Below are 25,055 nucleotides of genomic sequence, written 5' to 3'. Positions count from 1 at the left end.
GTCGGCGCACAGCTGCGCGGCCCGGGCCTCGTAGAAGACGTGGGGGCGGCGCTTGCAGCCGATCGCGCGGTACCGGCCGCAGCCGTTGCAGCATCGCGGCCACGCGGCCAGGCGCGGGCAGGCCGCCGACAGGTCGGCGGAGGCGTCCACGCGCTCGCCGCGCCTGGGCTTCGGCGCCGTCACGAACCTGTGCGACGCCACCTCGGCGCTCACCGTCGAGGGCGACCTGCCCAGCTCCCTCGCGATCTCCCTGCACGAGGCCCCGCGCTCCAGCATCCTCTGGACCGTGTCCCGCTCGTGCCTCGTGAGCCTTCCGTAGGCCCTCGGGACCGCCCTCGCGGAGCCCCTATTCTTCTTTCCGGACATGCCGTCCTCCGATCTCCCGGGGCCGGCCGGTCCGGCCCTCAGGGTATCGGGTTCCCACATTCATCCGCACATGTGCGGATGAATGTGGGAAGTGTTCGGATGAAGTTGATAATCAAGGACCGCTTACCGCATATAGTGACCGTTTGCGGAATAAGTAACACTCCTTAATAAACCGTGTAGAATCTCAGATAAGCACGGAGTTTTCCAGGGAGACGCTGTCCTTTGTTATGTGCAAAGGGCGGCGTCTCTTTGGCGCTTGGGGGTCGTTCTGTAGCAGGACGGCGGGCGTGTGTCACATATTAAAAAGCCAACGTCGAGATGGGTCGTGATAATAATGGGCAAGTACATAATCGTGGTTGAATCTGGTTCGGATGTGACGCCAGAGCTCTGCGAGCGCTACGGCATCGTGCGCGTGCCTATGCATGTCACGATTGGTGACGAGACCGTCGAGGACGGCTCGATCGATCCGCTCGAGATTTATTCGCGCTGCAACGAGTTTGGCGTGATGCCCAAGACCAGCGGCTGTGCGCCGGCAGATTTTGCGCATGTGTACGACCGCATCCATGCCGAGCAACCCGACGCGACCATTCTGCATCTTGCATATTCCGAGGCCACGACCTGCTCGCATCAATCATCGAAGATCGCCGCCAAGGGTCGCGACTACGTCTACTCCATGGACACGCGTTTTGTCTCGGTGGGCCAGTCGCTTGTTGTCGTCGAGACCGCCAAATACATCGAGGCTCACCCCGATGCCACCGTCGACGAGATCTTCGCCTTCGCGAACTCCGTCATGGACCGCGTGCTGCTGGGCTTTGTTCCTACGGACCTTGCCTTCCTTAAGGCGGGCGGTCGCTTGTCCAACGTCGCGTTCCTGGGCGCCCATCTGCTCAAGATTAAGCCCTGCATTGAGGTGACGGGCGGTAAGTTCGTGGCGACCAAGAAGTTCCGCGGTTCTATGCTCAAGTGCGCCCGCGCCTTCATTGACCACATGGTTGCGAAGGGCGAGATTGACTACTCGCACATTGGCCTGGCGTATTCGGTGGGCCTTTCCCAGGAGCTGCGCGATGACATGGAAGTCTATGCGCATGACCTGGGCTTTAAGGACGTTACCTGGACTCAAGTCGGCGGCGTCATCTCGAGCCATTGCGGCCCGACCGCCTTCGGTGCGGTGCTCACGCTTAAGGCGTAAAGGCCTCAGGCGAGCGTTCTTCAGCCTGACATCTCGACGTAGACCCCAACCATGGTGATGGGGAATAGATTAAAACGTGCCATTCTAGCCCGAGACGTTTAAACGCAAACGCATGGGCTAGAATGGCTCTGGCATTTTAATTGGTTACATCCAAGGAGAGGCAAGGTAGCGCGAATGGCAGAAATGACGCTTGAGGGTGTGGACGCTCGTCCCGAGGACTCTGCGTTTGCCCTTGGCCGCGTGCATTCGATCGAGACGATGGGAACGGTCGACGGACCCGGCATCCGCTTTGTGGTGTTTGTTCAGGGCTGTCCCATGCGCTGCGCGTATTGCCACAATCCCGATACCTGGTCGGTCAACGGCGGCACCATGGTGACCGTCGAACACCTGATGGATGAGTTCCAGAGTAACCATGAGTTTTACCGCAGCGGCGGCATTACCGTTTCGGGCGGCGAGCCGCTCCTGCAGCCCGAGTTTTTGGCCGACCTGTTCCGTGCAATGCACAACAACCCCGATGGCCGTGTACATACCTGCCTAGATAGCTGTGGCTATGTATTTGACCCCAACCACCCCGAGAAGTTCGATGCCGTGCTCAACGAGACCGACATGGTACTGCTCGATATTAAGCATGCCGACCCAGTCGAGCATAAAAAGCTGACCGGTTGCGATCCCGCACGCATTCTGGCGTTTGGTGATGAGCTCGCGCGTCGCAAGATTAAGGTCGTTATCCGCCACGTGGTGGTGCCGGGCATTACCGACACGGTGGAGGAGTGCGAGAAGCTCGGTCGCCTCATCGCTCCATGGCACAACGTGGTGGGCCTGGAAATGCTGCCGTATCACACGATGGGTGTCGTCAAGTACGAGCAACTGGGCATTCCCTATAAGCTCGAGGGCGTGCCCCAGATGGATACCGCGCGCATGCCCGAGTTGCGTAATGCCGTTATGACCGGCATGAAAAAGCGCCGCGCGGAGCTAAAAAACGCCATCGGCTAGCAAGTCTTTTGCTCCTCTACGATACCCGCGCTGCGGTGGTCTAGCGACTTCGTATTGCGCGGTTGAGTCAAAATGCTGGTACCATACCGTGGATAGCAGTTTTCACGGGTTTGGGGGATGGTATGCCTACCATCGCAATCATCGGTGCACTCGAAAAAGAGGTTGCGCAGATTAAAGAAGAACTGAACGGCGCTCGTGTGGCACAAGAGGCGGGCTTGACCGTTGTCAACGGCGAGCTCGACGGTTTGTCCGTTGTTGCTACGACCGCTGGCATGGGAACCGTAAACGCCGCGGCGGCAACGCAGCATCTCATCAGCAAATATGCCCCGCAGGCCGTTGTGTTTTCGGGCATTGCGGGTGGCCTAAACCCTAAGCTCCATATTAACGACGTGGTTATAGGCAAGTGCCTGCGCTATCTCGATACTGACACGGCGCTCATCGCCGAGTCGGCGCCGGGACTCGAGGAGTTTGTCTCGACGCCGGCGTTGGCTGATGTTGCCGCCGCCGTGCTTGCCGAGCATGGATTTGTGGATGCCTCGGCGGATGAGAATTCTGCGGAGAAGGACCCCAAGCAGTTCCTGTGTGGCACTATCGCCACGGGTGACCGCTTTGTTACGGGTGACGCCATGCGTAACGCTGCGATTGAGGCCACGCATGCCGATTGCGTCGAGATGGAGGGCGCGGCAATTGCGCACATCGCGGCCAAGAATGGTGTCGATTGCCTGGTGCTGCGCGCTATCAGCGATAATTGTGACGAGGCATATGACGCGTTTTGCGAGCGCGAGTTCGATCTGGATGAGTACGCTCGCACCGCGAGCGGCATCACGCTTGACATCGTTCGTCGTATCGCCGCCGCGCAATAGCACACCCGTTTTGTAAAAATCTACGACCAAGGAGTATCCATGGCCGATTCCATTAACTATCAGCTTGCCAAGTTTGTTGCCAGCTACGGCAAGGTTTCGCAGATCCCCGAGTCCACCTGTCCCGAGGTGAGCTTTGTGGGCCGCTCCAATGTGGGCAAGTCGTCTATCATGAACAAACTCTTCGGCCGCAAGAACCTGGTCAAGGTTTCGAGCACGCCGGGCAAGACGAGCAACATCAATTTCTTCGAGGCCGACGACGTGCACTTTGTGGACCTGCCGGGCTACGGTTTCGCCCGTCGTTCCAAGGCCGAGCGCGACCGCTGGGCCGAGCTTATCGGCGACTTCTTCGACTCAGAGCGCAGCTTTAACCTGGTTGTGCCGCTGGTGGACATTCGCCACGACCCCAGTAAACTCGACCATGACATGATCGACTACCTGCAGGGCAACGAGTTCAACTTTATCGTCTGCCTCACCAAAGCCGACAAGCTCAGCCGCACCCAGCAGGCCCGCCAGGCAGCAGCCATCAAAAAGCAGCTCAACGTCCCGGCCGAGAACGTAATCATTACGAGCTCCCAGACCGGCACTGGCATCGACGAACTCAAAAAGCGCATCGCCGAGGCTTGCCTCTAGTAAGGGCCCCTATCAATAAAATGCAGAACATCAGCCCGGCGACTTTCCAGAGTGTAGGTCCCTGTAGCCGCCGCCGGCGAAGTTAACATAGGGGAGGCCAGGGGCTTTGCCCCCAAATCTTTCCGCAGGACGGCAGGACCCCCGCCGCACGAAGTGCACAGCGGGGGTCCTGCCATGTCCGAGGACGATTTGGGGGCAAAGCCCCTGGCCTCCCCGGCGAGTATACGGGACGGCGACTACAGGTATTCGATCTGGGCGCCCTCGGTGTCGCACGTCAGAATGTGCGTGTCACACTTGGGGAACTGCTCGCGCAGCTTGACCTGCAGGAACTTCGCCACGATGGTGTCGTCAGTCACGGCCATGAGGGTCGAGCCGGAGCCACTGATCCAGATGGTCTTGGCGCCTCCGTTAAGGCAGGTGTCGCGCACGGCGTTGTAGTCGGGGATGAGGCGGCGGCGATAGGGCTCCTGGATGCGGTCGTCGTTGGCGGCGGCAATCAGGTCAAGGCCGCCGGTCTCCAGGCCGCGCGTCATGCCGGCGATGCGGCCCATTTGCCATACGGCGGTGGAGAGTGGAATCTCCTGCGGCACGACCTTGCGCGCCTCGCTCGTATGTACCTCGTAGGGCGGAATCACGGTAATAAAACGCAAGCGATCGCTCACCTCGTAGCGCAGACATTGGGGGAGCGAATTGGTCGGCGTAAAGGAGCAGACGGCGCCGCCAAGGATGGCGGGAGCGACGTTATCAGGATGCCCCTCGACTTCGGTGGCAATGCGAACAAGCTCGGCACGGTCGACGGTGTGGCCCGTCAGTGCGGCGGCTGCCATGATGCCGGCGACGACGCAGGTGGAGCTGGAGCCCAGGCCGCGGGCGACGGGCACGTCGGTTTGAATGTCGATGGCAACGGGGAAAGCTGTCTCGCCCCACGCGGCCAGAGCATCGACAAAGCTCACATAGACCAGGTTATTCTCGTTTTGGAACTCCTCGGGGCAGCCCGTGATGGTGAGCTTGTCGGCGCGCTCGAAGGTGAAGTGCGAGTAGAGGCTGACGGCCATGCCGAGGGTGTCGTAGCCGATGCCTAGGTTGGCGCTGGTTGCTGGGACGGTGATTTTGATCATGTGGGTCCTCCTGGGCGGGTCTGGCCGTTTAGTTCGCTGCTCGGGCAGTCCTGGCTCGCTCGGAAAGCACATTAAGTGCTTTCCGGCTCGTGCGGAACTCGCGACGAACTAAACGGCCAGACCCGCTCGCATGCTCGTCATTATCCCGAAAGCTAAATAAAAAGAAGGTGCGCCGGCTTTCGCCGGCGCCTTATAAGGGGTTTTAGTTGGTAGTCATCTTTTTTGCTGCAGACTCGACGTAGTTGGCCATGTCGGCTACGTCGCAGACGTCTTCGAAGCGGACGGGTTTGGATTCGAGTTCGGCGAGCTGGGCCGGTGCAACCGTGTTGGTCGCCTGCTCGAGCACGCGCATGGCCTCAAAGTCGTCCTCGGGAACGTCGAGCCCCAGGGCGTCGCAGCAAGCGCGCGGGAACTTGTAGGGGCTAGCGGTCGAAAGCAGCACGCGGGCCTTGGCGCCCTCGGCGGGGGCGACCTGCTCAAAGACGTGATAACCGCAAGCGGTGTGCGGGTCGATCACGTAGCCGTTCGCATCCCAGCAACTCTTGATGGCAGCGCGGACCTCGTCCTCGCTGGCCCAGCCGCAACCAAAGACGCTCTGGATCTTGGCCAGCAGCTCGGCGGGTACCTCGTAGCGACCGGTCTGTGCCAACTGCTCCATAAGGCCGGCAACGAGTTTGCAGTCGCCATCGGACAGGAAGTACAGCATGCGCTCCAGGTTAGAGCTGATGAGGATGTCCATCGACGGCGAGATGGTCGTGAAGAACGGGCGGTTACGGTCGTAAACGCCGGTGGTCAGGAAGTCAGCGAGCACGTTGTTCTTGTCGCTCGCGACGATGAGCTTGGCGACGGGCAGGCCCATGCGCTTGGCATAGTAGCCGGCCAGGATATCGCCAAAGTTGCCGGTCGGTACGCAGAACTCCACGGCGTCGCCGGCCTCGATGGCGCCGGCGCGCAGCAACTGCGCATAGGCGGCAAAGTAGTAGACGACCTGCGGTACCAGACGGCCGACATTGATGGAGTTGGCGCTCGAAAGCACCGTGCCGGCGGCCTCAAGACGCTCAGCTAGCTCCTTATCGGCAAAGATACGCTTGACGGCACTCTGGGCGTCGTCAAAGTTGCCGCGGATGCCGCAGACGGCGACGTTGCTGCCCTCCTGCGTGGACATCTGCAGGTTCTGGACGCGGCTGACCTTGCCCTCGGGATAAAAGACGGTGATGCCCGTGCCCGGAGCGTCGGCAAAACCGGCGAGCGCGGCCTTGCCGGTGTCGCCTGACGTGGCGGTGACGATCATGATGCGCTCGGCGCCGCCGTCCTTGGCGGAAGTGCGGGCCATCAGGCGGGGGAGCATCTGCAGGGCGACGTCCTTGAAGGCGCTTGTGGGGCCGCCAAAGAGCTCCATCACATAGGTCTGAGGGGCGTCAGCGCCCGGCGCTGCGTCGAGTTTGACGAGCGGCGTAACCTCTTCACTCGCGAACGTGCCGCGGTATGCCTCGTCGACACACGCCGAAATTTCTTCGGCCGTGTAATCATTCAGTAACATTCCCAACACATCTTGAGCGATTTCAAAGTACGATTTATCTGCAAGCGAGCTGATATCGACCTGCTGGGTGCCAAGCTCGTCCGAGACAAACAGACCCCCGTCGGGAGCGATGCCGGTACGGATTGCCACCTTACTTGAGCACGATAAAGTGCGTCCTCGTGTACTATGATAAGTTCCCATATAACACTGCTCCTCGGATGCCTTGGTCCCAATCGGTGAAACCATGGTATCAGAGCGCGCAAAACAGGTTCGCAGAGGCTTTTTAGAAAGGTAACCTCCAGCCCATGATTAAGATTGCCAAGTTTGGCGGCTCGTCGGTCGCCGACGCCGAACACTTCAAGAAGATCAAGGCCATCGTCGATGCCGACCCTGCCCGCCGTTTTGTGGTGGTTTCCGCCTGCGGTCGCCGCTTTAAAGGCGACACCAAGGTGACCGACCTGCTCTACCTGGTTAACGCGCACGTTAAGTATCACGTGTCGTGTGAGGAGCTGCTCGAGGACATTGGCCAGCGCTACTTTGATATTGCTGACGAGCTAGGACTTACCTATCCCATCCGCGAGGAGTTTGCGGCCTTTGCCGAGCGTGCCCGCTCGGGCGGCTACTCTACCGAGGAGCTCGTGAGCCGCGGCGAGTACTTCACCGCTCGCCTGATGGCCGAGTACCTGGACCTGCCGTTCCTGGACGCCGCGACGGTTGTGGCGTTCCATCACGACGGTACGCTCAGCATGAATCGCACCTCCGAGCTGGTGCAGGAGTACGGTCAGCAGGGCGGCTTTGTTATGCCCGGTTTCTACGGCGCGACGCGTGAGGGCCAGATTAAGCTGCTCGACCGTGGCGGCGGCGATATTTCCGGCTCGATTCTGGCCAAGTGCCTGGGTGCCGATCTGTACGAGAACTGGACCGACGTCTCGGGCTTCTATTCTGCTGATCCGCGTATTGTTCCCGAGGCTCAGCCCATTGCGCGCGTTACCTACGAGGAGCTGCGCGAGCTTTCGTACATGGGTGCGAGCGTCCTGCACGAGGAGGCCGTGTTCCCCGTGCGCGAGGCCGGCATTCCGCTGGTCATCAAGAACACCAATGCGCCGCAGGACCCCGGCACCATCATTAGCGAGACGGCTGATGAGGGCGAGGCGGAGCCCATCATTACCGGTGTGACCGGCAAGCGCGGTTTTGTCGCCATCAACGTTGCCCGCGACCGCACCAAACCCCGTGTCGGTTTTATGCGCCGCGCGCTTTCGGTCTTCGAGCGCTATGACGTTTCCGTCGAGCACATGCCCACCGGTGTCGACCGCTTTGGCGCCGTGGTGCAGGAGCAGGATGTGCACGACTCGCTGTACTCGCTCGTGGGCGACATTCAACAGGAGGTCGAGCCGCTCGAGATCGAGGTTGTCGAGGGCCTGGCACTTATCGCGACCGTCGGCCGTAACCTGCGCGGGCGCGCAGGTATCTCGGGTCACCTGTTTGGCATGCTTGGCCAGGCCGGCGTGAGCGTGCGTATGATTTCGCAGAGCTGTGACGAGATCAACATCATTATCGGTGTCGAGGAGAAGGACTTCGACCTAGCGATTCAGACCATCTACCGTGCCTTCTCCGACGAGAACGGCATTGTGAAGGTCTCCGATCTGGAGGCTCCCGCGCCGGTCGATCCCGCCCTGGCCACGCTCCACAAGTAGCTGCCATCCCGGTGAATTTTTGGGACAAGTGCCAGAAATCTACGGCGGGGCGTTTCGTTTCGGTTTCGTTTCGACGGGGCGGGTTTCGTGCCCGCCCCGTTCTTGTATACACTGGCAACAATAATCGGCCTGCTCGGCGTGCGGGCAAAAGCCACAACCTTTAAAGGGGGAAGCATGAAACAGTACACGGTTGCTATTTTGGGCGCGACGGGAGCCGTGGGCACCCAGATGCTCGAGTGCCTCAACGAGCAGGAGTTTCCGGTCGGTAAGCTCAAGCTGCTGGCGAGCGCGCGCTCTGCGGGCAAGACCGTTGAGTTCCGCGGCGAGCAGGTTGTGATTGAAGAGGCTTGCCCCGAGGCCTTTGAGGGCTGCGACATCGTGCTCGGCGCTGCCGGCGACGATATCGCCAAGGAGCTGCTGCCCGAGGCCGTCAAGCGCGGCGCCGTCGTGGTCGACAACAGCCACGCCTTCCGCATGGATCCCGAGGTGCCGCTGGTCGTGCCCGAGATCAATGCCGACGATATCAAATGGCATCACGGCCTTATCGCCAATCCCAACTGCGCGACCATCATCGGCCTGGTTCCCACGTGGCCGCTGCATCAGCTTGCCGGCGTGAAGCGCATGATCGTCTCGACGTATCAGGCGGCTTCTGGTGCCGGTGCTCCCGGTATGGCCGAGCTCGAAGCGCAGCTTGCCGCCCTGGGCCGTGGCGAGGAGATTCCCGAGCCGCGTGCTTTTGCCGCCCAGCTGGCGAGCAACCTGATTCCGCAGATTGGCGGCGTCAAGGAGGAGGGCTTTACCTCCGAGGAGATGAAGCTGCAAAACGAGGGCCGCAAGATTATGCACCTGCCCGAGCTGCGCGTGAACTGCACCTGCGTGCGCGTGCCCGTGCTGCGTTCGCACTCCGAGAGCATTACGCTCGAGTTTGAGCGCGATATTACGGTCGAGGAGGCCCGTGCTGCGCTGGCTGCCGCTCCCGGCGTCAAGCTGGTTGACGATATGGCTGCCGAGGATGCGCACGATCGCTTCCCCATGCCGATGGACACCTCCGACCAGGACCTGATTTGGGTCGGCCGCGTGCGTCGCGACATCTCGAACCCCGAGGCCGCGCGCGGTATCACCTTCTGGTGCTGCGGCGACCAAATCCGTAAGGGCGCGGCAACCAACGCCGTCCAGATCGCTAAGCTGCTCTGCGAGTAGTGTGGCCTGTCCGGCGGGGGCCGGGCTTAGTTTTCAGAACGTCCTCGACCATGTGTGGCGCCTTGTCCTGCTCCTTCGGAGCCGCGGACAAGGCGCCACACTGGTCTGCGGAGTGTTCTGAAAGCTAAGCCCGGCCCCCGCCTGCGGTGACGCTGCTGCGAGCGGCCTGCGATGGGGCCGTTGTTGGTTGAGGCCGCTGGGCTGATGTGGGGGCACGTGGCCGTTGCGGGCCCTGGTCCCGGCGGCGCCCTCGGCGCTTTGCGCCTGCCGCCTTTGGGGACTTTGGGGTCGTGCGGCAGCTGCGGCGCTGCACGCCTGCTGCTTTGGGTGACTTTGGGGTCGATTGGGGTTGTCTGCACAGTTCGCGGTATTATGTTTGCGGAGTTTTGAAAGGAGCCGCTGGTGGTCACGACGACGTTTGCTTCGCCTTTGGGCGAGATCCTGCTTGCCGCTGATGGCCGCGGTTTGACGGGGCTTTGGTTTGAGGGGCAGGAGCACTTTGGCTCCACGCTTCTCAAAGAAGATCCCGAACATGTTGAAGGCGCCGATGCGGTTTCTGGTGCTGGCGGCATGTCTTCGGTGAATCCGACAAACGGTGCTGCCTCGTCGGTACTTGAGCGTTCTTGGGCTTGGCTGAATGCTTATTTTGCGGGGCAGGAGCCTCAGTTTACGCCGCCGTTGCATATGATTGGTACGGCGTTTCAGCGCGAGGTTTGGTTTGAGCTGCTTTCTATCCCGCGTGGCGAGGTCGCTACGTATGGTGAGATCGCCCAGCGTGTTGCGGCTCGACATCGTGTACCGGGAAACGAAGCACCCGTTGCGTCTCCCCGTGCCGTGGGGGCCGCGGTCGCGCGTAATCCCATTTCGATTATTGTGCCGTGCCATCGCGTGGTTGCCGCCGATGGTTCGCTTAACGGGTATGCCGGCGGGCTTGACCGCAAGGAGTGGCTGCTGCGGCTTGAGGGCGCGTACGAGGAGTAACGCTCGAGCACTTTGCATAACTAGGACGCCGTGAAAGGACGAGTCACTGTCCCTTCGCGCTCGGCATGCGTCAAAGCGCTCGACACGTGCGCCTTAAGTTTGGCTAAGCCATATCCTGCGTATTTAAAAACGCGCAGGTTGAGCAGCTAAGGCTGCGCTAAGGCGGTTGACGGTACGCTATTATCGGCAGTATCAAAACCTGTATAGCCATGCGCCAAAGGAGCAACTATGAAGTTGATGCTTGCCGAGGACGAACCCGGCCTCTCCCGCGCTCTTACCGCGATTCTTCAACATAGCGACTACGAGGTCGACACCGCCCTCGACGGTCTGACGGCGCTCGAATATCTGCTCGCCAACGACTATGACGCCGCAATCCTGGACATCATGATGCCCGGCATGGATGGCATCGAGGTGCTCAAGCGCACACGCGCCGCCGGTAAGCGATTGCCCATCATTATGCTCACGGCAAAAAGCGAGGTGTCCGATAAGGTCGAGGGCCTGGATGCCGGCGCCAACGATTACCTGACCAAGCCGTTTGCCGCCAAGGAGCTGCTTGCGCGTATTCGTGCCATGACGCGTGCCGCGACGGCAATTGACGCCACGACGCTCAGTGTGGGCAACGTACGTCTCGACACGGCATCGTGCACGCTCGTTGGCCCTTTGGGCGAGGAACACCTGGCCAATCGTGAGTTTCAGCTTATGGAGCTCTTTATGCGCAACGCCGGCACGCGCATGCCCACCGAGCGTCTGATGCTCGGGGTTTGGGGTGAGGACGCGCCCGAAGGCGCCAACGTGGTGTGGGTCTACATCTCGTACCTGCGCAAAAAGCTGACGGCGCTTGGTGCCAATGTGGCCATCCGCGCGTCGCGCAATCAGGGATATTCGCTTGAGGTTGTCGAGGAGGGCGAATAAGCGTGAGCGCGAGCGCGTGGTGGGAGCGCATGACGGAGCGGTTTCACGCTGCCTCGAGTGGTACAGGGCGGACAAATTCTGCTGACGCATTGGGCCGCCGTCTGCGTCGCAAATTCATCCTGGTTGCCATGGGTGCTGTGACCGTGGTGCTCACGCTCATCATCGCCGCCATCAACATCGTCAATTATTCGCATGTCTGCAAGATGGCCGATGCGCGTCTGGGCTATATCCTGGCGGACAAGGGCAGCATCGATTGGGGGGATGAGTCTAAAGACGATCCCGCTAATGGCAAGGATACCGGCGATAGCCAAGCGGGCGTTCGCATCAGGCATTTCGAAGGTATGACGGCGGAGTCTCCCTTCGACACGCGTTACTTTACGGTGTCGATTGCCGGTGGACAGGTGACCGATGTCAATACGGCCCGCATTGCCGCGGTGGGCGCCAAGCGTGCTGCCAGTATTGCCGCAAAGCTGCATTCCAAGGGGTGGGTCTCGGGTTTTTCTGGCAATTATCGCTATACGACTGACGTTCAAGACGATGAGACCACCTATGTGTTCGTGGACTGTTCACGCGAGCTCACAAGCTTCCATTCGTTTTTAAGCGCGAGCGTGGCCATCAGCTGCATTGGCTGGCTGGCGGTATTGGCGATTGTGACGGTGGCCTCGGGCGCGGTGATTCGACCGATGGTCGAGAGCTACAGCAAGCAAAAGCGCTTTATTACCGATGCGAGCCACGAGATCAAGACGCCGCTGGCCGTGATCGACGCCGCTAACGAGGTACAGGAGATTGAGGGCGGCGAAAGCGAGTGGACGCAGAGCATTCACGAGCAGGTCGCGCGGCTGACGGCACTTACGGAGCGTCTGGTATTTTTGGCTCGCATGGACGAGGGCTCGGCGGGCTTTGCCATGACATCGTTTGATCTTTCGGAGGCGGTGGACAAGGCGGCGGCGCCGTTTGAATCGGTGGCGGTTTCGCGCGGCAAGCGGCTGTCGACGTCGATCGCGAGCGGTGTGCGGGCCCATGCCGATGCCGCGGCAGTGGCGCAGGTTGTTGAACTACTGCTGGACAACGCCACACGCTACGCAAGCGAAGACAGCGTTATCGAGCTGAGCCTGCGTGCTGTTTCGCGCGGTGCGGGCAAAGGCTCGGCCGAGCTTGTCGTTTCGAACGCCGTGGACGAGCTGCCCGAAGGCGATCTAGATCGATTGTTCGACCGCTTCTATCGTGCGGACGTGTCGCGCAGCTCCAAGACGGGCGGCTCGGGCGTGGGCCTATCCGTGGTGCGTGCCATCGCCGAAGCCCATGGTGGGAGCGCTTCTGTCTGCGGCCACGGCAACCAGATCACCTTCACCGTCCGCCTCTAAAACCTGCCAAAATGAACCTGTCCCTTTTTGGTCGGTGTGAAATGGGTAATACTAAGGAGTTATCCGACCAGATGGGAATTAATCGATGGCTTATATCGAATTCAAAGACGTCATCAAGGCGTACGGCGAGGGCGATGCCCGCATTCACGCGCTCGACGGCGCGAGCTTTACCGTTGAGCGCGGCGAGCTCGCCATTATCCTGGGCGCCTCGGGTGCCGGCAAGACTACGGCGCTCAACATCCTGGGTGGCATGGATACGGTAACCTCCGGCACTGTGACGGTGGACGGGCGCGACGTGAGCTCCGCCAACGAGGCGCAGCTCGTGGAATACCGCCGTGCCGACGTCGGCTTTGTCTTCCAGTTCTACAATCTGGTCCCCAACCTGACGGCGCTCGAAAATGTCGAGCTTGCGGCGCAGATTTGCCCCGATTCGCTCGATGCCGAGCAAACGCTTCGTCAGGTTGGCCTGGGCGACCGTCTTGCTAACTTTCCGGCGCAGCTTTCGGGCGGCGAGCAGCAGCGTGTGTCCATCGCCCGCGCGCTGGCCAAGAACCCCAAGCTGCTCCTGTGCGACGAGCCCACGGGCGCACTCGACTACAAAACCGGCAAGCAGATCTTGCAGCTGCTACAGGACACCTGTCGCAAGCAGGGCATCACGGTCATCATCATCACCCATAACTCCGCGCTGGCGCCCATGGCCGATCGCCTGATCCGCTTTAAGAGCGGCCGCGTGGAGAGCGAGACGGTCCAGCAAAATCCCGTGCCTATCGAGACGATCGAGTGGTAGCGCCCATGGACCAAGATCGCCAAAACAGCCAAAACCACGATACGGAGCACGCAGACCGCGACTGGGAGTTCGCGACCTACCGCACTGCTCAAAGCTCAAACGATATGGTCCCGACGATTTTTCGCCGTGGCATTTACCGCACAATCCGAGGCAGTCTTAAGCGCTTCTTGTCAATCGTGGTCATCACCGCGCTTGGCGTGAGCGTGATGTGCGGCCTTAAGGCGGGTTGCGAGGACCTGTGCGATTCGGTTGACGCCTACTTCGACCAGCAAAATGTCTATGACATTAACGTGCAGTCGACCTATGGCCTGACTGACGATGATCTCGACGCCATCCAAGAGGTCGATGGCGTCGAAACGGCCGAGGGCATCTACACCGAGACCGCCTACACCGCCGTGGGCACAACGCGCGAGCGCGTGGTCGTGCAAAGTCTCTCCAAGGAGAATATCGATCAGCCAGTGCTCGTGAACGGCGATTTGCCCGAGAGCGCCGATGAGGTCGCGGTGACTTCGAAGTTCCTGAAGGCTTCGGGCAAAAAGCTCGGCGATACGGTGAGCTTTGCTGCCAACGATGCGAGCTCGTCGAACCAAAGCGCCAAGGATCAGTTTGCCGATGGCGATTACACCATCACGGCCGAGGTTCTCGATCCCACTGATGTGAGCTCCGACTCGACGGTCAACGCCTTCCGTGCCGCCTCGGCGGCGGACTATAAGTTCTATGTGAGCGAGGACGCCGCGACATCTTCTTCCTACTCCGCGGTCCACGTGGTCGTCGAGGGAGCCAAGGATCTCAACTCATATTCGGATGCCTACGCGGCAAAGATCAATGAGGTCAAGGGCAATATAGAGAAGATCCGCGAGGAGCGTGAGAAGGCGCGCGCTCAGGAGCTGACGGTCGACACGCCGACAAGCTTGGATGCGGCCGAGCGTCAGGCCGCCATGCTCTTTGGGATCGAGCAGGACAACATCAATCGCATGGCCGAGGGCAGCGACGAGCGTGCGCAGGCGCAAGCCGACCTGGACCAGCGCCGTGCCGCCGCCGACCAACAGTTTGCCGACGCCCGCGCCGAGCTTTCCGATCTGGGAGAATGCACCTGGTACATCCAGGACCGCGGCAATATCGCAAGCTACTCGAGCGTGGAGAGCGATAGCTCGTCAATTGAAGCCATCGCCACGGTGTTCCCGTTCATCTTCTTTATCGTCGCCGTGCTCATCAGCCTTACCACCGCCACGCGTATGGTCGAGGAGGAGCGCACGCTCATCGGCCTGTATAAGGCGCTCGGCTATTCGCGCGGACGCATCCTGTCCAAATACGTGGACTATGCGCTGTGGGCTTGTCTGATCGGCGGCGTGCTCGGCAACATCATCGGATTTGTGGGCCTGCCGCTGTTCTTGTTTACGGTGTTCGACGACATGTACTCGCTGCCCCAGATGTTGCTTTCGTACGACATCGTGTCCTCGATCGTCTCGGTGGCGCTGTTTGCCGTGGGCGTGGTGGGCGCCACGATTATCGCCTGCCGCCACGAGATGGCCGAGACTCCGGCCTCGCTCATGCGCCCCAAGGCCCCGCGCGCCGGCTCGCGTATCTTGCTCGAGCGCATCGGCTTTATCTGGCGCCGCATGGGCTTTTTGAACAAGGTGGCAGCACGTAACCTGTTTCGCTACAAAAAGCGCGCCTTTATGACCATCTTCGGTATCGCGGGTTGCACCGCGCTTGTGATCTGCGGTATGGGTATTCGCGACACGTCGGTCGCGCTTTCGCCCAAGCAGTATGGGCATATCACGCGCTATGACTTGCTGGCGGTTGCCAATCCCGACGATTTTTCGCAGACGTGCGCGGCATTGGATGAGCGCAGCGCGGCTAAGGATTCTAACGTGACGGTGTCTTCGACGCTGCCGATTATGACCGACAACGTCACCTTTACATTTGGCGGCAAGAGCGAGACCGTGCAGCTGATCGTGGTGCCCGATGACCGCACGAACGACCTGGACGACTACGCGCGTCTCGAGGATGAGTCCAAAGAGCCACTGTCTTTGCGTGACGGAGACGTGTATCTGAGCAAGAGTTCACAGCTGGTTCTTGGGATTCAGCCGGGCGACACGGCGCAGGTCCAGGATTCGTCGCTCAACGTCGCCAAGGTCAAAGTCAGCGACATCTCGCTCAACTATTTGGGCAACACGCTCTATATGACGCAGGGCACCTATGAGCGCGCGTTCGGCCGAAGCGCGCGTCTTAACGGCATCTTTGTGCTGCTTAAGGGCTCGTCGGCCGACCAGATTGCGTTTAGCAAGAATCTTAAGAGTGACGGTTGGCTCACCATCTCGAGCACGGCCGAACATTGGCAGAACTACGAGGCGAACTTCACTATCATCAATTCCGTCGTGGTGCTCGTGACCTTTATGGCGGCGTGCCTGTCGTTTGTGGTGGTGTTTACGTTGTCCAACACGAATATCTCCGAGCGCGAGCGCGAGCTGGCGACCATCAAGGTGCTGGGCTTCCGCCGTGGCGAGGTACACCATTACGTCAACAAGGAGACGTTGATCCTCACGGCGATTGGCACCGCACTGGGCGTGCCGCTGGGTGGCCTGCTTGCCGAGAGCTTTACGTACATCCTGCAGATGCCGTCGCTGTACTTTGACGTCGAAGTCGAGCCGCTGAGCTACGTGCTTGCCGTGGTGCTTTCCTTCGGCTTTACGATCATCGTCAACCTCGCCACCAACCGAACTCTCAATAAGATCGACATGGTCGGCGCCCTCAAGAGCGCCGAGTAACCTGTCCTGGGATTCAAGTTCTAGCGAGCTGCCGACGCGCCCGCAGCAGTATTTTTGCATAAACCGCTCCGCCAAATGCATACTTTGACGGGGCGGTTGCTTTTTGCCCACAGGTACCCCAGGGGGCGCCGTGCAAATTCCGGAGTATTCAGCATCCCGGGGTCCGCGGGCGCGGGGGCGGGTGCACAAAACCGCGCTGAAAGCCCCGATTCTGAGTCCCAACGCCTCTAGAGCCGCTCGTTTTTTTACAGGATGCGGCCCATGGTGCCTGCCTTTCGCCCAAAATCCAGTATGCAGGCACCCTCGGCTGCTGAATACTCCCAAAAATGCACGCCGCATCCTACCCCAGGCACCCGCAGCAAGAAGACGAATAGCCACGGCCTCCCTAGTTACCGCAGGAGGCCCCAGGGCTTACCTCCCAAATCTTTCCGCAGGACGGAAGGATCCCGCCGCGCGAAGCACACGGCGGGATCCTGACATGTCCGAGGACGATTTGGGAGGTAAGCCCTGGGGCCTCCGATGAGAGCAGTTTCGGCCGAGGCTATTCGTCGCCGAAGCTGATGCCCAACGCCTTGGCCTCGCGCACCAGATCGCTCTGGGGATCGACATACTTGAGCTTGCCGGCGACATCCTCGAGCGGCATGTGGCACATCTTGCCGTCGCGCAGGGCAATCATGTAGCCAAACTCGCCGCGTAGGCAGCCGAGAGCCGCCTCGACGCCGCACTGGGTCGCAAAGATGCGGTCCTGGGCGTCGGGCTGACCGCCGCGCTGCGTGTGACCGGGGATGGCGACGCGGGTCTCGCGACCGGTCTTGGCTTCGATCTCCTTGGCGATGTCGTAGACAATCGACGGGCTCGTGCGCTCGGCGAGCTTCTTCTTGTACTCTTTCTTGGACAGAGCCGCGTCCTCCTTGGAGATAGCGCCCTCGGCGACGGCCACGATGGTAAAGCGGCTGCCGGTCTCCATGCGATGTTCGATGGTCTTGATGACGTTTTCCATGTCGTAAGGGATCTCTGGAATCAGGATGACGTCCGCGCCGCCCGCGACGCCGGCGTACAGTGGAATCCAGCCAACCTTGTGGCCCATGATCTCGATAACGAACACGCGGCCGTGGCTCGAAGCGGTGGTGTGAATGTCGTCGATGCACTTGGTGGCGACGTCGATGGCGCTCGTAAAGCCAAACGTCAGCTCGGTGCCCCAGGTGTCGTTATCGATGGTCTTGGGCAGCGCGATAACGTTGAGGCCCTCTTCGCGCAGGCGGTTGGCGGTCTTGGTGGAGCCGTTACCGCCCAGCATAAACAGGCAGTCGAGCTGCAGCTTATGATAGGTGTGGACCATCGCCGGCACCTTCTCGACACCATCGGCCTCGGGGGTATCCAGACGCTTGAACGGTGTGCGGCTCGTGCCCAGGATGGTGCCGCCGCGGGTGAGGATGCCGCTAAAATCGGCGGGCGTCATGACGCGGAACCTGCTGTAGATAAGGCCCTGATAGCCGTCCTCAAAGCCATAAATCTCGATAGGTTCTTCGCTATTGGTCATAAGCGTTTTGACAATGCCGCGCATGGTGGCGTTGAGCGCCTGGCAGTCGCCGCCACTAGTAAGAAGACCGATCCTAAGCATGGTGAATCCTTCCGGGCAAGTTATAACATGCGCATAAGTTTACCCCCGCACACTGTTGATGCGGGGGTAAAACGTGTTGGCTCAAGCGTATAGAAATGTAAACAACGTCAGGCGGGCGTAAGGACGACGGTGCCAGCTCCTTACAGTGCGAAGGCGTCGACGTCGCTCCAGTGACGGCGCAGCGTGATGGCGGCAGCGGGCTCGGTATTGTCAAAGATGACCGACCATTGCGTATTGCTGGTGATGTCTTTCGGATTGGGTTCTTGCGCTGCAGCGCGTAGGGCCTTCCAAGCGACTGCCTCGTCTTGGGCACCGACATGGGCGTCAAGGACATCGGCGATTGCGATGGCGCGCTCTTTACCATGGCCCAGCTCGCCATTCTTTTGGTTGGGCAGCACTTCGTCACCATAGCAGGCGTAGAAGTTCGTGACCTGGCGCACGGGCGTCGCCTTGCATGCGCGGTCCGGATCGTGTGGATCCCACTCTACTACGCGCGCGTCACCGGCGGCGTCGTTGATAAAGAAGTGGTAATCGCGTCCGGCCATGGCGTGCATGTCGTGGGCGGAAAGTAGGTCGACGGCCTCTTGCGTGGTAGCCGCGCGGTCGAGCACCAGACGGATGGCGAGCGAAGTGTTGATGACGGGGCGCTGCGTGTCCTGGTCACAGGGCTTGGAGTCCAGGGTGAGTACGGCAATGGACACGCCGCATTCGTTAACACCGTCGAGCTGGGCAAATGGGCCCATGAGTGCGGCGGCGCGTCCGGCGAAGGAGTCAAGTGGAGTGTTAACGCCCAGGTTGTTAAGGGCGGCAAAGCCGATGGAGGCATAGCCGCCGCGTGGGTGATTGCGTACCAGCAGCGCCGAAGTGTCGTCTTTAAAGTCGTAATTGCGACCGGTGCGCACGCGGCCTTCGGCATCTACGGCGACAAAAGCGCTGCAGGCAAACTGGGGCGCCTGGACATGTACCGGCACACCGGGCAGCACCTGCGCCACCACGGCATCGATGTAGGCCTGGTCGTCGCGCACGCCAGCGGCGATGATGCGATCAAGATCGTAGTCGTAGGCGATGTCGATTGCGTACAGGTCATAGCCATCCGCGTAGCCGGTCAAGCGTTTGAGCGACGCGGCGGACTTGATTTGCTTGTGATAAACGATACCGGTGGCAGCGGCAAGGCCGACGGCGACTCCCGCGACGCCGCAGGCGATGGCAATGTTACGTGGCTTCATGGCGGCTCCTCTCGTCCTGTTAGCGTAATTGTCGCAAAAGGTGCACGGGCATGATGGCTCAACTTGGTGAGCGGTGCGGGATTAAACACGGAATGAAGAGTGCAGCGCTGGCGCGGCGGGGTATGCTGGAAGGGACCATCAACCCAGCGAAAGGGGAGAGCATGACGGATCAGGAAACGCCCGAGCGCGCGCATGTGACGGCCGATGATATCGAGGCCGCCAACGACCTTATCGACTTTATCGAGGCATGCCCCAGCATGTTCCATACGGCGGCGACCATTATGGCCGAGCTCGACGAGGCGGGCTTTACCTACCTGTCCGAGAACGCGGCGTGGGACATCGAGCCGGGCGGGCGTTATTACACGCAGCGCAACACCTCGAGCGTTATCGCCTTTAAGGTGGGCGAGGACCTGGCTGCTACGTGGGGCGAGGACGGCGTTGCCGGCGACTACCATTTTCAGCTGACGGCGTCGCACAGCGACTCGCCGACGTTTAAGGTTAAGGCCGTGCCCGAGCTTGACGGCGCGGGCGAGACGCTGCGCCTGAACACCGAGGCCTACGGCGGCATGATCGACTACACCTGGTTCGATCGCCCGTTGGCGCTGGCTGGACGCGTGCTGGTGCGCGAGGGCGACCGTATTGAGAGCCGCCTGCTTGCCACCGAGCGCGAGGTCGCTATCATTCCGAGCCTTGCTATCCATATGAACCGTGGCGTCAATGAGGGCTTTGCACCCAACCGCGCTGTCGACCTGTGCCCGCTCATCAGCGCCGGCGAGCTTAAGCAGGGCGACTTTGATGCTCTGATCGCCGACGAACTGGACGTCGAGCCCGAGCAGATTTTGGGCCGCGATCTGTTTCTGGTCAATCGTCAGGACGCGCGCATTTGGGGCTGGGCCGACGAGTTTATCTCGACGCCCAAGCTCGACGACCTAGCCTGCGCCTACACCTCGCTGCAGGCATTTTTGGGCGCCGAGAATGCGCACGACATCTCGGTCTTTTGCTGTTTCGACAACGAGGAGGTTGGCTCCGAGACCAAGCAGGGCGCCATGTCGACGTTCTTGGCCGATGCGTTGCGTCGCATTAACGGGTCGCTGGGCTTTGATGACGAGTCGTACCACCGTGCGCTTGCCGCCTCGATGCTCGTGAGCTGCGACAACGCGCACGCCGTGCATCCCAACCACGCCGAGAAGTGCGATGCCCACAACCAGGTCGTGCTCAACGGCGGTATCGTCATCAAGGAAGCCGCCAACCAGCACTACTGCACCGATGCCTTTAGCCGCGCAGTGTTCCAGGCCATCTGCGATGACGCAGACGTGCCCACGCAAGCCTTTGCCAACAAGAGCGATATGGCGGGTGGCTCCACGCTCGGCAATCTGTCCAATATGCAGGCGAGTATGCACGCCGTGGACGTGGGCCTGCCGCAGCTGGCCATGCACTCGAGCTACGAGACCGGTGGCGTGCGCGACGTGATGTACGCGATCCGTGCCCTCACGGCTTTCTACGAGCGCGACCTAAACATCAACGGTGCCGAAAGCGTGGAGCTCTAAAATCTGCCAAAAAGGGACAGGTTTACTTTGGCAGGTTTTATTTGGGCAAATGCTTCAACGCCAACGACAAGACGGAACTGCTAGGGCCTGCAAATAAAGCCGGCGCCAGCGGAACGCCGCAGGTAGAGCAAAAGTCAGCGAGAGCCCGCCAGAGCGAGCAAGGTGACGTGAAAGAGGAGGGCATAGGCCTTTTGGCCATGCCCGACGATTGAACGTCAGATTGCCGCTCTGGCGGGCTCGCAGCGTCGAGGGGTTCCGGCGTTTGGCAAAACGCCGGAACAATTAGTGTTCAATCCAGCAGCGCAGGGTTTCGCCGGCTTGCAGATGGCGAAGATTTTCCGCGGCGATGTCGACCACGTTGTTGAGCGTGGCTGCCAGATGGAACCAGCCCGAGACGTGCGGTGTGATGAGCATGTTGGGCGCATCCCACAGCGGGCTTGCGGCAGGCAGCGGCTCGGGGTCGGTGACGTCGACCGCGGCACCGGCGAGATGCCCCGACTCCAGAGCGACAACCAAGTCGTCGGCGACCACAAGATCGCCGCGGCCGCCGTTGGCAAAGAAGGCGCCCGGCTTCATCGCGGCGAAGAACTTGGCATTCGCCAGACCGCGGGTCTCGGGCGTGCTCGGCATAAAGGATGCGACGACATCGGCCTCGGCCAGGCGCTCAGACAGGGCATCCATGCCGTCCATGTCCTCAAATACAATGGGGTAGACGAGCGGATGGCGCTTGATGCCGCGGACGTGCGCGCCCATGCTGCGGCAGAGCGTGGCGAAGTGGCCGCCGATATCGCCCGCGCCCAGCACCAGCACGTTGGCGTTTTTGAGCGAGGTAACCGGGCCCAAATCCTCCCAGCGATGCTCGCGCTGCAAGTCGTGATAGCCGGGCAGGCGCTTCATCATAGACAGCACCATGGCAAACATGTGCTCGCTCACGGCCTGACCGTAGGCGCCGATCGAGCAAGATAGCTTGGCTTCAGCCGGCACGGTGCCGGCGGCCAAGTAATCGTCATAGCCGGCGGTCTGCAATTGCAACAGCTGGAGGTGCTTGCACGCGGTAAGCAGGGCAGGGTCAATGTTGCCCAAGATCACGTCGGCATCGGCGACCTGCTCGCGCGTGGCGGCGTCGGCGCTCGTGTAGATAAAGTCCTCGCCCGGAGCGCTCGACTCGAGGATCGCGCGATGACGGTCGTTGACAGGCAACAAAACCAGGATGTTCACAAGCAGTCCTCTCCGCTCGACCTGCCAAAAAGGGACAGGTTAATTTTGGCAGGTTTTATCAGGCAAAACGCTCAAATAAAACGCCGGATGCAAGACGGGCGTGCCCGTCGGCATCCGGCGCATCCACAGCTACCAGCTGAGCAGCTCGTAACCGTCCTCGGTCACCACGAGCTGTACCTCGCACTGGGCCGAATCGCTGCCGTCCTTGGTGCGCACACACCAGCCGTCACCCTTGCTAATCTTGATGTCGGGCGCTCCGGCATTGACCATGGGCTCGATGGTAAAGACCATGCCCGGAGCCATGATGGTGTCCACATCGGGCGCCTCGGTGGTAAAGCCCACAAACGGGTCCTCGTGGAACTCCTTACCGATGCCGTGTCCGCCGTACTCGCGCACCACACTAAAACCGGCGTCCTCGACCGTCTTTTGCACGGCCTCGGCCATTACGGACAGCGGCAGCCATGGCTTGACGGCCGCCAGACCCGCCTCCACGCTGGCGCGGGTGACGTCGACCAGGCGCTGGCGCTCGGCAGATACCTCGCCGATGCAGAACATACGGCTCGAATCACTAAAGTAACCGTCCAGGATCGTGGAGCAGTCCACGTTGATGATATCGCCCTCGTGCAGCACATCCGCATCGCAGGGGATACCGTGGCAGACGACGTCGTTGATCGAGGTGCACACGCTCTTGGGGTAACCCTCGTAGTTGAGGTCTGCCGGCGTGCCGCCGTGCTCGACGGTGTAGTCGTAGATCATCTGGTCGATCTGGTTGGTGGTCATGCCTGCGGCGATATGCTCGCCCACATAATCGAGCACGCCCACGTTGATGGCGGCCGAGCGCTTGATGCCCTCGATATCGGCGGGAGTCTTGTAGAGCGTGCGAGGCAGAACCTCCCAGCCCTCTTCCCACAAGCGCTCGAGGCGCTCATCAAAGGCGCTATGGCATTTCTTGTATTTCTTGCCGCTGCCGCACCAGCAAGCGTCGTTGCGGCCAGGCACGGGTCCTTTGTCATACATGGCTAACTTCCTTTCATCCGCAGCTAGTATAGCCCACCCACGCGTCCATAAAAGTTGCGGTGATATAGTTCCGATTTAAGCGGTTTAACAGCATAAATAGGAACTATATCACCGCAACTGATGGAGCGGGATGGCGGACACTGGCTGCTGCGTGGTTTTGCTAGTAGCTCACCTGGCAGGGAATGCCGAGGGCTTGGACGCGCGCGGCAATGGCGTCGAGCACCTCGGGCGCCGCTTTGGCAAGGCCGGCGATCGGTGTCTCGCGCGCCACCGTGTAGATGGTCGCTTCTTGTGGGCGAATGCGCTCAAGCGCCGCGAGCCAGGGGCCGACGTACTCCTCGCCGGTGTTATCGATAGACTTGCCCCGGTACTCGCCGGTCAAAAAGATCGTCTGGATAATAACGTGACCGTCAAAGCTTGCGAACGTCTCGATCTGGTGCTCGACGTCGTAGGGGCCAACGGGCTGGTCGAGCAGCTGGATAAACGCCGGGTCGACGGTATCGAGCTTGAGGATGTTGTCGTCGACCATCATGAGCGCGTCGTGCACCTGGGGACGGTCGGCGCGCGTGCCGTTGGAGAGCACGGCGATCTTGGAGTTTGGGGCAAGCTCGTCGTGCAGCGCGATGGCGCCGGCGATGGCCTGCGGAAACTCCGGTGCGGCGGTGGGTTCGCCGTTGCCTGCGAAGGTGATCACATCGGGGAGCTCGCCCTCGGCTGCCATCTCGCGCAGCTTTGCCTCGAGCGCGTCGAGTACCACGGCGGCCGTGTTGTACGGTTCATGGCAGGGGCGCTCGGCGTTGAGGCCGTTTTCGCAGTAAATGCAGTCGAACGTGCAGATTTTGCCGCTGGCCGGCATCATGTTGACGCCGAGCGAGAGACCAAGGCGACGGCTGCGAACGGGCCCAAAGATGGGGCTGGCATTCAAAAACGTAGACATAGGCATATGCTCCTCAAGACAATTGTGCCTAAGCATAGCATCGGCTCCAAAGCAAGGTGCGGGCTCTTGCTTTACAAGTTTCGTTTTTTCACGTCGCTCATGATGCCGTGCCATGAAAAGCCTCGGGTCGGGTACAGTTAATCTGTTAACAAGGCGTAAGGCAATGCGGGTCCATCCAACCGTACTGACGTGCAATTGGATGGGCATTGATGATGGGGGCACAACATGGATTTTACGGTCGAGAATGCGGGCACCACGATCGCCTGCCGCGAATATGCCGGCCCGGATGTGTTGCCTGATACTCCTGCCTTGGTGTGCGTGCACGGCGCCTGTGTCGACGGCACATTTTTCGACGGCATCGCTTGTGAGCTCAGCCGCAACTACCGCGTAATTGCCTACGACCGCCGTGGCTGTGGTGGCAGCAGCAAAGCGGCAGACGGCAGCTATGATCTTGCCGCTCAGGCCGCCGACCTGCAGGCCGTGATCGAACACGTTGGCGCTCCGACAAATGTGCTTGCGCACAGCGCCGGTACGTTGGTGGCGCTGGAGCTTCTTCGCACCGAACCCCATCTCGTCGCCCGTGCGATTCTGCACGAGCCAGCTGTGTCGGCCGAAGGCGTCGGCATGGGCGCAGCTCCGGTTTTGCTCGATATGATTGCGGCTGGAAAGGTTTCAAGGGCGCTCCGGCTTTTCTTGGGAGCCCTCGGCGACTTGGACCCCGAGGCTCCTGGGACGACCGAAGCGGAAGCCAAACATGCCCTGCGCAATGGTCGTTGCTTCATGGCCAATGAATACGGAACAAATATGACTTACGTTCCCATTTGGGATAGTGTCCGCGCATCGAAGTCCGTTGCTGCTGTGCTTCTCGGCGAGCTTTCGGTCGGTACGCCCCGCGAGGCTGGTACGCGAGCGGCTGCCGAATATCTCGATTGCCCCCTCGTGACGATCCCGGGCGCGCATAACGGTCTGCGCGATCGTCCCGTTACAGCGGCAAACGCCGTTCGCGATGTCTTGGAGCGTTAGCGCGCTCGATGACCTGCGGGGAGGGGGACTGTTGGCGTTTCGTCATTGTTAACGAATGCGCCCATAACCGCGCGCCCGC

The 25,055-nt window shown here is 60.7% G+C and carries 21 protein-coding genes; 13 read left to right on the top strand and 8 right to left on the bottom strand.

Annotation, left to right across the window (positions count from 1 at the left end; genetic code table 11):
* Positions 1–366 (bottom strand): helix-turn-helix domain-containing protein (locus HMPREF9463_RS05410; protein ID WP_035137638.1); only part of this gene is annotated, 366 nt, incomplete at its 3' end.
* A gap of 334 nt (positions 367–700) precedes the next feature.
* Between HMPREF9463_RS05410 and HMPREF9463_RS05405 the strand changes: the two genes are divergently transcribed.
* From HMPREF9463_RS05405 to yihA, 4 genes are all read left to right on the top strand, one after another.
* Complete coding sequence (locus HMPREF9463_RS05405; RefSeq protein ID WP_035137636.1) at positions 701–1,555, top strand: DegV family protein; 855 nt, start codon at positions 701–703, stop codon at positions 1,553–1,555.
* A gap of 174 nt (positions 1,556–1,729) precedes the next feature.
* A complete protein-coding gene (pflA, locus tag HMPREF9463_RS05400) occupies positions 1,730–2,548 on the top strand; it encodes a pyruvate formate-lyase-activating protein (protein ID WP_035137634.1) in 819 nt (272 codons plus the stop codon).
* A gap of 122 nt (positions 2,549–2,670) precedes the next feature.
* Complete coding sequence (mtnN, locus tag HMPREF9463_RS05395; RefSeq protein ID WP_035137633.1) at positions 2,671–3,411, top strand: 5'-methylthioadenosine/S-adenosylhomocysteine nucleosidase; 741 nt, start codon at positions 2,671–2,673, stop codon at positions 3,409–3,411.
* A 39-nt stretch (positions 3,412–3,450) separates the two neighbouring features.
* Positions 3,451–4,041, top strand: a complete 591-nt coding sequence (gene yihA / locus HMPREF9463_RS05390) for a ribosome biogenesis GTP-binding protein YihA/YsxC (protein WP_035137632.1) — start codon at positions 3,451–3,453, stop codon at positions 4,039–4,041.
* Positions 4,042–4,277: 236 nt separating this feature from the next.
* Here yihA and thrB read toward each other — a convergent pair whose 3' ends face one another.
* Together thrB and thrC are read right to left on the bottom strand one after the other, a co-directional pair.
* A complete protein-coding gene (thrB, locus tag HMPREF9463_RS05385; RefSeq protein ID WP_035137631.1) occupies positions 4,278–5,159 on the bottom strand; it encodes a homoserine kinase in 882 nt (293 codons plus the stop codon).
* Between the two features lie 202 nt (positions 5,160–5,361).
* Entirely contained in the window at positions 5,362–6,879 is a 1,518-nt protein-coding gene (gene thrC, locus HMPREF9463_RS05380) for a threonine synthase (protein WP_035137630.1), read from the bottom strand.
* A 104-nt stretch (positions 6,880–6,983) separates the two neighbouring features.
* On the opposite strand from thrC, the gene HMPREF9463_RS05375 reads away from it, so the two are divergent.
* The 7 genes from HMPREF9463_RS05375 (at position 6,984) to HMPREF9463_RS05340 (ending at position 16,387) form a co-directional block, all read left to right on the top strand.
* The gene (locus HMPREF9463_RS05375; protein ID WP_035137628.1) at positions 6,984–8,372 is read left to right on the top strand and encodes an aspartate kinase; all 1,389 of its coding nucleotides are present in this window, start codon (positions 6,984–6,986) and stop codon (positions 8,370–8,372) included.
* A gap of 174 nt (positions 8,373–8,546) precedes the next feature.
* Positions 8,547–9,572, top strand: a complete 1,026-nt coding sequence (locus HMPREF9463_RS05370; RefSeq protein ID WP_035137626.1) for an aspartate-semialdehyde dehydrogenase — start codon at positions 8,547–8,549, stop codon at positions 9,570–9,572.
* Positions 9,573–9,974: 402 nt separating this feature from the next.
* Positions 9,975–10,553, top strand: a complete 579-nt coding sequence (locus HMPREF9463_RS05360) for a methylated-DNA--[protein]-cysteine S-methyltransferase (protein WP_232219759.1) — start codon at positions 9,975–9,977, stop codon at positions 10,551–10,553.
* A gap of 228 nt (positions 10,554–10,781) precedes the next feature.
* The gene (locus HMPREF9463_RS05355) at positions 10,782–11,465 is read left to right on the top strand and encodes a response regulator transcription factor (RefSeq protein WP_035137623.1); all 684 of its coding nucleotides are present in this window, start codon (positions 10,782–10,784) and stop codon (positions 11,463–11,465) included.
* A gap of 2 nt (positions 11,466–11,467) precedes the next feature.
* A complete protein-coding gene (locus tag HMPREF9463_RS05350) occupies positions 11,468–12,829 on the top strand; it encodes a sensor histidine kinase (RefSeq protein WP_084591789.1) in 1,362 nt (453 codons plus the stop codon).
* 85 nt (positions 12,830–12,914) lie between these two features.
* Complete coding sequence (locus HMPREF9463_RS05345; protein WP_035137622.1) at positions 12,915–13,616, top strand: ABC transporter ATP-binding protein; 702 nt, start codon at positions 12,915–12,917, stop codon at positions 13,614–13,616.
* Positions 13,617–13,621: 5 nt separating this feature from the next.
* Positions 13,622–16,387, top strand: a complete 2,766-nt coding sequence (locus tag HMPREF9463_RS05340; protein ID WP_052044093.1) for an FtsX-like permease family protein — start codon at positions 13,622–13,624, stop codon at positions 16,385–16,387.
* 541 nt (positions 16,388–16,928) lie between these two features.
* On the opposite strand, the gene HMPREF9463_RS05335 is transcribed toward HMPREF9463_RS05340, so the two are convergent.
* On the bottom strand, positions 16,929–18,008 hold the full coding sequence (locus tag HMPREF9463_RS05335) for a 6-phosphofructokinase (RefSeq protein WP_035137621.1): 1,080 nt from the start codon (positions 18,006–18,008) through the stop codon (positions 16,929–16,931).
* Between the two features lie 140 nt (positions 18,009–18,148).
* A complete protein-coding gene (locus HMPREF9463_RS05330; protein WP_035137620.1) occupies positions 18,149–19,234 on the bottom strand; it encodes a carcinine hydrolase/isopenicillin-N N-acyltransferase family protein in 1,086 nt (361 codons plus the stop codon).
* Between the two features lie 161 nt (positions 19,235–19,395).
* Between HMPREF9463_RS05330 and HMPREF9463_RS05325 the strand changes: the two genes are divergently transcribed.
* Positions 19,396–20,781: a M18 family aminopeptidase gene (locus tag HMPREF9463_RS05325; protein WP_232219758.1), complete on the top strand. Its 1,386-nt coding sequence runs from the start codon at positions 19,396–19,398 to the stop codon at positions 20,779–20,781.
* A gap of 282 nt (positions 20,782–21,063) precedes the next feature.
* Here HMPREF9463_RS05325 and HMPREF9463_RS05320 read toward each other — a convergent pair whose 3' ends face one another.
* The 3 genes from HMPREF9463_RS05320 to HMPREF9463_RS05310 form a co-directional block, all read right to left on the bottom strand.
* Positions 21,064–21,999 carry a D-2-hydroxyacid dehydrogenase gene (locus HMPREF9463_RS05320; RefSeq protein WP_035137619.1) on the bottom strand — a complete coding sequence of 312 codons (936 nt, stop codon included), beginning with the start codon at positions 21,997–21,999 and terminating at the stop codon, positions 21,064–21,066.
* A gap of 129 nt (positions 22,000–22,128) precedes the next feature.
* Complete coding sequence (gene map, locus HMPREF9463_RS05315) at positions 22,129–23,016, bottom strand: type I methionyl aminopeptidase (protein WP_035137617.1); 888 nt, start codon at positions 23,014–23,016, stop codon at positions 22,129–22,131.
* A 160-nt stretch (positions 23,017–23,176) separates the two neighbouring features.
* Entirely contained in the window at positions 23,177–23,953 is a 777-nt protein-coding gene (locus HMPREF9463_RS05310) for a radical SAM protein (RefSeq protein WP_035137616.1), read from the bottom strand.
* Positions 23,954–24,178: 225 nt separating this feature from the next.
* Between HMPREF9463_RS05310 and HMPREF9463_RS10445 the strand changes: the two genes are divergently transcribed.
* Positions 24,179–24,976, top strand: a complete 798-nt coding sequence (locus tag HMPREF9463_RS10445) for an alpha/beta fold hydrolase (RefSeq protein ID WP_052044092.1) — start codon at positions 24,179–24,181, stop codon at positions 24,974–24,976.
* Positions 24,977–25,055: the final 79 nt, after the last annotated feature.

It is taken from the genome of Collinsella sp. 4_8_47FAA (assembly GCF_000763055.1).
Classification (GTDB): domain Bacteria; phylum Actinomycetota; class Coriobacteriia; order Coriobacteriales; family Coriobacteriaceae; genus Collinsella.
Note: the sequence above shows the minus strand (reverse complement) of the source record. Positions and strands in the feature narration are given on the sequence as shown.